Genomic DNA, 7,129 nt, shown 5'->3' with positions numbered 1-7,129 from the left:
CCGCTACGACAAGACCGCCACCATCTACCTCGCCGGACTCCACCTCGCCGCCATCTTCATCTGGTCGGCAAGGTGATCCGAAGGAAACGCCCTAGGCCGTCGCGGGCGTCGTCGCCGCCGCCGTGCTCCGTACCGTCGTCGCGATCGTCGCCGAGCCCACCACGCGCGTGCCGTCGTACAGCACGATCGCCTGCCCCGGGGCCACACCCCGGACCGGCTCGTCGAAGGTGACCGTCAGCTCGCCGTCCGCCAGGGCCGCCGTGACCGGGGTCTCGCCGCCGTGGGCGCGCAGCTGGGCGGTGTAGCGGCCGGAGCCCTCGGGGGCCGTGCCGCACCAGCGGGGCTTGATCGCGCCCAGGCCGGTGACGTCGAGCGCCTCGACCGGGCCGACCGTGACCGTGTTGTTGACGGGCGAGATGTCCAGGACGTAGCGCGGCTTGCCGTCCGGCGCCGGGTGGCCGATCCGCAGGCCCTTGCGCTGGCCGATGGTGAAGCCGTACGCGCCCTCGTGGGTGCCGACCTTCTCCCCGGACTCGTCGACGATGTCGCCCTCCGCCTTGCCGAGCCGGGAGGCCAGGAAGCCCTGGGTGTCGCCGTCGGCGATGAAGCAGATGTCGTGGCTGTCGGGCTTCTTCGCCACCGCGAGCCCGCGCCGCTCCGCCTCCGCCCGGATCTCGTCCTTGGTGGTGAGGGTGTCGCCCAGCGGGAACATCGCGTGGGCGAGCTGCTTCTCGTCCAGGACACCGAGGACGTACGACTGGTCCTTGGCCATGTCGGAGGCCCGGTGCAGCTCGCGCGTGCCGTCCTCGTTCAGGACGACCGTGGCGTAGTGGCCGGTGCAGACCGCGTCGAAGCCGAGGGCGAGCGCCTTGTCGAGCAGCGCCGCGAACTTGATCTTCTCGTTGCAGCGCAGGCAGGGGTTGGGCGTGCGGCCCGCTTCGTACTCCGCGACGAAGTCGTCCACGACGTCCTCGCGGAAGCGCTCGGCGAGGTCCCAGACGTAGAAGGGGATGCCGATGACGTCGGCGGCCCTGCGGGCGTCCCGGGAGTCCTCGATGGTGCAGCAGCCGCGCGCACCCGTACGGAAGGACTGCGGGTTCGCGGAGAGCGCGAGGTGGACGCCGGTGACGTCGTGCCCGGCTTCGGCGGCCCTGGCGGCGGCGACGGCGGAGTCGACGCCTCCCGACATGGCGGCAAGGACACGGAGGCGGCGCTGGGGGGTCTCGGTCCGCTGGGAAGTCTCAGTCATAGCCCTACCAGGGTACGGGGCCCGGGAACCAGGGTCGCGTGAGTAAGCGTTGTTCTGGACATGGGGAGCGAGAACAAGAAGCGGGGGGTGGGGCGGCGAGCCGTCCTGCTCGGCGGCGGCGCGGCCGTCCTCGGTACGGCGGCACTGGCCCGCGACGAGCTGGCGCGCGCCTGGTGGCGGCTGCCCGGCACGGAGCGGGCCCGGGTCGAGGGCGAGCTCGACCACAAGGGCGCGGACTGGACGGCGGCGTCCCGGGCGAACTGGCGGCGGGCCGACCGCCCGGCCGACTTCACGATCGACCGGGTCGTGATCCACGTCGTCCAGGGCAGTTACGCGACCGCCCTGAAGGTCTTCAAGAACCCGGGGCACGGCGCCGCCACGCACTACGTCGTCCGCAAGGACGGCCATGTGGCGCAGATGATCCGCGAGCTCGACGTCGCCTTCCACGCCGGGAGCCGGGACATGAACGAGCGGAGCGTCGGCATCGAGCACGAGGGCTTCGTCGACCGCCCGCAGGACTTCACGGCGGCCATGTACGCGTCCTCGGCCCGGCTGACGGCGGGCATCTGCGCGCGCTACGACATACCCGTCGACCGGAAGCACATCATCGGCCACGTCGAGGTCCCGGGCACCGACCACACGGACCCCGGCCCGCACTGGGACTGGGACCGCTACATGAAGCTGGTCCGGGAGGCTTCGAAGAAGCCGGCGTGAGGCGGGGGGGGCTGCCCGTCCCTAGACCAGGCCCGCCGTGCGGGCGCGTTCCACCGCCGGCCCGATGGCCTCGGCTACGGCTGCCACGTCCGCTTCGGTGGAGGTGTGGCCGAGGGTGAAGCGGAGGGTTCCGCGGGCGAGGTCCGGGTCGGTGCCGGTGGCGAGCAGGACGTGGCTGGGCTGGGCGACGCCGGCGGTGCAGGCGGAGCCGGTCGAGCACTCGATGCCCTGGGCGTCGAGGAGCAGGAGCAGGGAGTCGCCCTCGCAGCCGGGGAAGGTGAAGTGCGCGTTGGCGGGGAGCCGGTCGTCCGGGTCGCCGCCGAGGATCGCGTCCGGGACCGCGGCGCGGACGGCCGCCACCAGCTTGTCGCGGAGGGCGCCGACCTCGCGCGCGTACTCCTCGCGGCGCTCGGCGGCGAGCCGGCCGGCGACGGCGAACGCGGCGATGGCGGGCGCGTCCAGGGTGCCGGACCGGACGTGGCGCTCCTGGCCGCCGCCGTGCAGCACGGGGACCGGGCTGTACTCACGGCCGAGGAGCAGCGCGCCGATGCCGTAGGGGCCGCCGATCTTGTGACCGGAGACGGTCAGGGCCGCGAGCCCGGAGTCGGCGAAGTCGACCGGGACCTGGCCGAAGGCCTGGACCGCGTCGGAGTGCAGGGGGACGCCGAACTCGCGGGCGACGTCGGCGAGTTCGCGTACCGGCATGATCGTGCCGATCTCGTTGTTCGCCCACATGACGGTGGCAAGCGCGACGGTCTCCGGCTCGCGCGCGATCGCCTCGCGCAGCGCGTCCGGGTGGACCCGGCCGTACCGGTCGACCGGGAGGTACTCGACGGTGGCGCCCTCGTGCGTGGCGAGCCAGTCGACGGCGTCGAGGACGGCGTGGTGCTCGACGGGGCTGGCGAGGACGCGGGTGCGGGCCGGGTCGGCGTCGCGGCGGGCCCAGTACAGGCCCTTGACGGCGAGGTTGTCGGCCTCGGTGCCGCCGGAGGTGAAGACGACCTCGCTGGGCCGTGCGCCCAGGGCGGCGGCGAGGGTCTCGCGGGCCTCCTCGACGGTCCGCCGGGCGCGCCGCCCGGCCGCGTGCAGGGAGGAGGCGTTGCCCGTGACGGCGAGGTGGGCGGTCATCGCCTCGATCGCCTCGGGGAGCATCGGCGTGGTCGCGGCGTGGTCGAGGTAAGCCATGATTTCTCGATTCTACGAGGGCGCTCGCGCACGTCTGCCGCCTGGCCTGTCCACGCCACCGCTTCCCGGAGCCTCGCGGGCCCTCCCGGGTCCTCACGTGTCCGGGTAGAGGGCGACGATCTCCGCCGCCGCCCGCGCGAGGAGCGTACGGATCTCCGGCGGCTCCAGGACCTCCAGGCTGCCGCCCATCGCCAGGAGGGGGCGGGTGTCGCCCGGTTGGTGGAAGGCGAGTTCGACCTCGGTCCACTCCTCGTCCGAGGCCGAGTCCGGGGCCGAATCCGAGTCCGAGTCCGGGGTCGAATCCGGGTCCGGCCGCCCCGGTGCGGCCGTCAAGCGGTCGCCGTGCAGCCGCAGGAAGCGGTCTAGGCGGGCGCGGTGGACCCGGGCGCGGACCCGGATCTCGGCAGGTCGGGCCTCGACGCGGAGGCGGAGCACCTCCCACACGTCGGCGAGCTCGACCCCGTCCCGGCGCCGGACCGGGTCGTCGAGGAGTTCGGCCAGGTGGACGCGGTCGGCGCGGAAGAGCCGGGGCTCGCCGTCCCGGTCGGCGACCAGGTACCAGACGCCCGCCTTCACGACGAGTCCGTACGGGTCGACCGTGTACGTCTTCGGGGCGGGCGCCCCGCCGCTCCGGTACTGGAGCCGTACGCGCCGGTCGGCGAAGACGGCCCGGTTGAGGACGTCGAGGTCCACGGCCGGCTGAGGGGTGCGCATCCAGCGGTCGGGGTCGACGAGGATCCGGCGGCTCGTCAGTTCGGCGGCGGGCCGATGGGGTTCAGGGAGAGCGGCCATGACCTTGCGGAGGGCCGAGCCGAGGGCCCGGTCCAGGCCGAGCGCGGCGTGCGCGCCCTGCGCGGCGAGGACGAACAGGGCGCGGGACTCGTCGGCCGTGAGCCCCGTGACGTCCGTGCGGAAGCCGGGGAGCAGGGTGATGCCGCCGTGCCGGCCGCGTTCGGCGTAGACGGGGACGCCGGACGCGGAGAGCGCCTCGACGTCCCGGTAGATGGTGCGTACGGAGACTTCGAGGCGCTCGGCGAGCTCGGTGGCGGGGACCAGGCCCCGGGTCTGGAGCAGCAGGAGGAGGGAGAGGAGCCGGTCGGACTTCACCGGCTCACGGTAGCCGCGGGCGCGGACACCCCCAGGGGCCCTAGCCGCGCGGGGCGCGGGCGAGTTGGCGGGACTGGGCGACCAGGCGGTCCGCGCTGTCCCAGACCTCGGCGTCCTCCTCCAGGAAGCCGCCGGCGAGGTTACGGGTGGTGATGGAGACCCGCAGCGGGCCGGGGGCCGGGCGGCAGCGGACGTGGGTCGTCAGCTCGACGGTCGGGGTCCAGCCCTTGAGGCCCAGCTCGAAGGAGGTCGGCGGGAGCGCGTCGACGGTGAGGAGCAGGGAGAGCGCGTCGGGCTCGCGGCCGTCGGCGAGGGCGAACCACGCGCGCATCTCGCCCTTGCCGGAGGGCGCGCCGATCGCCCAGCCGACGGTGGCCGGGTCGAGCTTGAGGGCGAGGCGGTCGGTGATGGCGCTGGAGCCGGGGATCGGCGGCCGGGGGCCGTCGCCGGTGCCGAAGCACTGCTCGATGGGGGCGAAGGCGGGCGGCGTGGCGGTGGTGCGGACCTCGTCGGTGAGCGCGTCGAGGTCGCCGTAGGAGGCGAGGACCCGGATGCGCTCGACCTCGGTGCCATCCTCGGCGTACTGGAAGAGGGAGGCCTGGCCGGTGGAGAGGGTGCGGCCGGTGCGGACGGTCTCGGTGCGGATCACCGCCGGGCCGGGCACGGACGGCGTGAGGTAGTGCGCCGAGATCGTGAACGGGTCCGGGTGCGGGAGGTGGTCGCCGAGGGCGCGGCCGAGCAGGGCGAGGAGGTAGCCGCCGTTGACGGCGCTGATGATCGTCCAGCCGGCGGAGAGGTCGGCGTCGTAGACGCCGGGGGCGCGGAGGGTGACGGCGGTGTCGCGGTCGAACTCGCTGACCGTCGTCGTCTCCGCCATCGTCTCGATGCTCGTGCTCATGGTTCCGACGGTACCGCAGCAGGCTACTGAGCGGTAGCTTTTTCTGGCTCCTCGCGGGCGGAGGACCGGCGGTTCCAGGCGCGGGGCGCGCGCCAGTGGTAGCGCATGGCGAGGAGGCGGAGCACGAAGGCCATGAGGACGGCGGCGGCGCTGGTGTACGCGTTGAGGGCCTCGAAGCGGATGCAGAGCACGACCGTCGTGGCGCCGACGATGGCGGGCACGGCGTAGAGGTCGCGGTCCCAGCGGAGGAGGGAGGGCACCTCGTTGGCGAGCACGTCGCGCAGGACACCGCCGCCGACGGCGGTCGCGAGGCCCAGGGCGGCGGAGGAGGTGAGACCGAGGCCGTACTCGTACGCCTTGATGGTGCCGGTGACGGCGAAGAGGCCGAGGCCCGCGGCGTCGAAGACGTTGACGGCGGTCTGGGTGCGCTCGACCTCGGGGTGGAGGAAGAAGACGAGCACGGTGGCGACGAGCGGCATGAGGAAGTAGCCGAGATCGGTGAAGGCGGCCGGGGGTACGGCGCCGATGATCAGGTCGCGGAGGAGACCGCCGCCGAGGGCGGTGACCTCGGCGAGGACGGCGATGCCGAAGACGTCGAAGTTCTTGCGGACGGCGAGGAGGGCGCCGGAGATGGCGAAGACGAAGATGCCGACGAGATCGAGGGCGTGCTGTACGTCGGGACTGAACAGATCGTGAACCACGGCGACCATTGTGACGGGTGGGGCGGGGGCCCGGACGGCCATGGCGGCCGGGTGCGGGTGCGGGGCGGGGTGAGTTCCCCCACCCCGCCCCTTCCCGAAACCCTGACGGGACCGGGGGCTCCGCCCCCGAACCCCACGGCGTTACGCCTTCGGGTCGTCGCCCTCCGCGGGCCCCGTGGTCGGCTCCGGATCCGACGGCTTCGGCTCCGGCTTGGTGATCGTGACCTCCACCGACTCCCGCGCCGCGGGGACCGTCACGCCCTCGGCGTTCTCCGGGTGGTGACAGGCCACGCGCTGGCCCGGGCGGAGTTCCAGGAGCGGGGGCTCGACCGTCTTGCAGAGGTCCGTCGCCTTCCAGCACCGGGTGTGGAAGCGGCAGCCCGGCGGCGGGGCGATCGGGGACGGGACGTCGCCGGTGAGCAGGATGCGGTCGCTCTTCGCGCCCTTGCGGCGGGGGTCCGGGATCGGGACCGCCGACATCAGGGCACGGGTGTACGGGTGCATCGGGGACTCGTACAGCGACTTGCGGTCCGCCAGCTCCACGATCTTGCCCAGGTACATGACCGCGATCCGGTCCGAGACGTGCCGGATCACCGACAGGTCGTGGGCGATGATCACGTACGTCAGGCCCAGCTCCTCCTGGAGATCGTCCAGGAGGTTCACCACCTGCGCCTGGATCGAGACGTCCAGCGCCGAGACCGGCTCGTCCGCCACGACCAGCTTGGGCTTCAGGGCGAGCGCCCGCGCGATGCCGATGCGCTGGCGCTGGCCGCCCGAGAACTCGTGCGGGTAGCGGTTGTAGTGCTCCGGGTTCAGGCCGACCAGGCCGAGCAGGCGCTGGACCTCCTTCTTGACCCCGCCCTCGGGCTCCACGCCCTGGAGCTTGAACGGCGCGGAGACGATCGAGCCGACCGTGTGCCGCGGGTTCAGCGAACCGTACGGGTCCTGGAAGATCATCTGGATGTCGCGGCGCAGCGGACGCATCTTGGCCACGCCGAGGTGCGAGACGTCGACGCCCTCGAACTCGACCGTGCCGCCCGTCGGTTCGAGCAGCCGGGTGATCAGCCGGCCCATCGTCGACTTGCCGCAGCCCGACTCGCCGACGACGCCCAGCGTCTCGCCCGGGTAGACCTCGAAGTCGATGCCGTCGACCGCCTTGACCGCCCCGACCTGGCGCTGAAGCAGCCCCTTCTTGATCGGGAAGTGCTTCACCAGGCCGTTGACCTTGAGCAGGGGCTCAGTGCTCTTGTTCTCGCTCACGACGTTGTCGCTCAC

General features: G+C 73.0%; 7 protein-coding genes. 1 reads left to right on the top strand and 6 read right to left on the bottom strand.

Annotated elements, in window-relative coordinates:
* Positions 1-91: 91 nt before the first annotated feature.
* Positions 92-1,249, bottom strand: a complete 1,158-nt coding sequence (mnmA, locus tag ACWCO8_RS34705) for a tRNA 2-thiouridine(34) synthase MnmA (RefSeq protein ID WP_451035535.1) — start codon at positions 1,247-1,249, stop codon at positions 92-94.
* A 60-nt stretch (positions 1,250-1,309) separates the two neighbouring features.
* Here mnmA and ACWCO8_RS34700 point away from each other — a divergent pair, with 60 nt between their 5' ends.
* Positions 1,310-1,963: an N-acetylmuramoyl-L-alanine amidase gene (locus ACWCO8_RS34700; RefSeq protein WP_451035534.1), complete on the top strand. Its 654-nt coding sequence runs from the start codon at positions 1,310-1,312 to the stop codon at positions 1,961-1,963.
* Positions 1,964-1,984: 21 nt separating this feature from the next.
* Here ACWCO8_RS34700 and ACWCO8_RS34695 read toward each other — a convergent pair whose 3' ends face one another.
* The 5 genes from ACWCO8_RS34695 to ACWCO8_RS34675 form a co-directional block, all read right to left on the bottom strand.
* Positions 1,985-3,148 (bottom strand): cysteine desulfurase family protein, encoded by a 1,164-nt coding sequence (locus ACWCO8_RS34695; RefSeq protein ID WP_451035533.1) that lies wholly within the window; start codon positions 3,146-3,148, stop codon positions 1,985-1,987.
* A 93-nt stretch (positions 3,149-3,241) separates the two neighbouring features.
* Positions 3,242-4,255 (bottom strand): helix-turn-helix transcriptional regulator, encoded by a 1,014-nt coding sequence (locus ACWCO8_RS34690; protein ID WP_451035532.1) that lies wholly within the window; start codon positions 4,253-4,255, stop codon positions 3,242-3,244.
* A 40-nt stretch (positions 4,256-4,295) separates the two neighbouring features.
* A complete protein-coding gene (locus tag ACWCO8_RS34685) occupies positions 4,296-5,153 on the bottom strand; it encodes a thioesterase family protein (RefSeq protein WP_451035531.1) in 858 nt (285 codons plus the stop codon).
* Between the two features lie 23 nt (positions 5,154-5,176).
* The gene (locus ACWCO8_RS34680; protein ID WP_451035539.1) at positions 5,177-5,863 is read right to left on the bottom strand and encodes a trimeric intracellular cation channel family protein; all 687 of its coding nucleotides are present in this window, start codon (positions 5,861-5,863) and stop codon (positions 5,177-5,179) included.
* Between the two features lie 132 nt (positions 5,864-5,995).
* Positions 5,996-7,129 carry an ABC transporter ATP-binding protein gene (locus tag ACWCO8_RS34675; protein ID WP_451035530.1) on the bottom strand — a complete coding sequence of 378 codons (1,134 nt, stop codon included), beginning with the start codon at positions 7,127-7,129 and terminating at the stop codon, positions 5,996-5,998.

The organism is Streptomyces sp. NPDC001927 (assembly GCF_053594455.1).
Note: the sequence above shows the minus strand (reverse complement) of the source record. Positions and strands in the feature narration are given on the sequence as shown.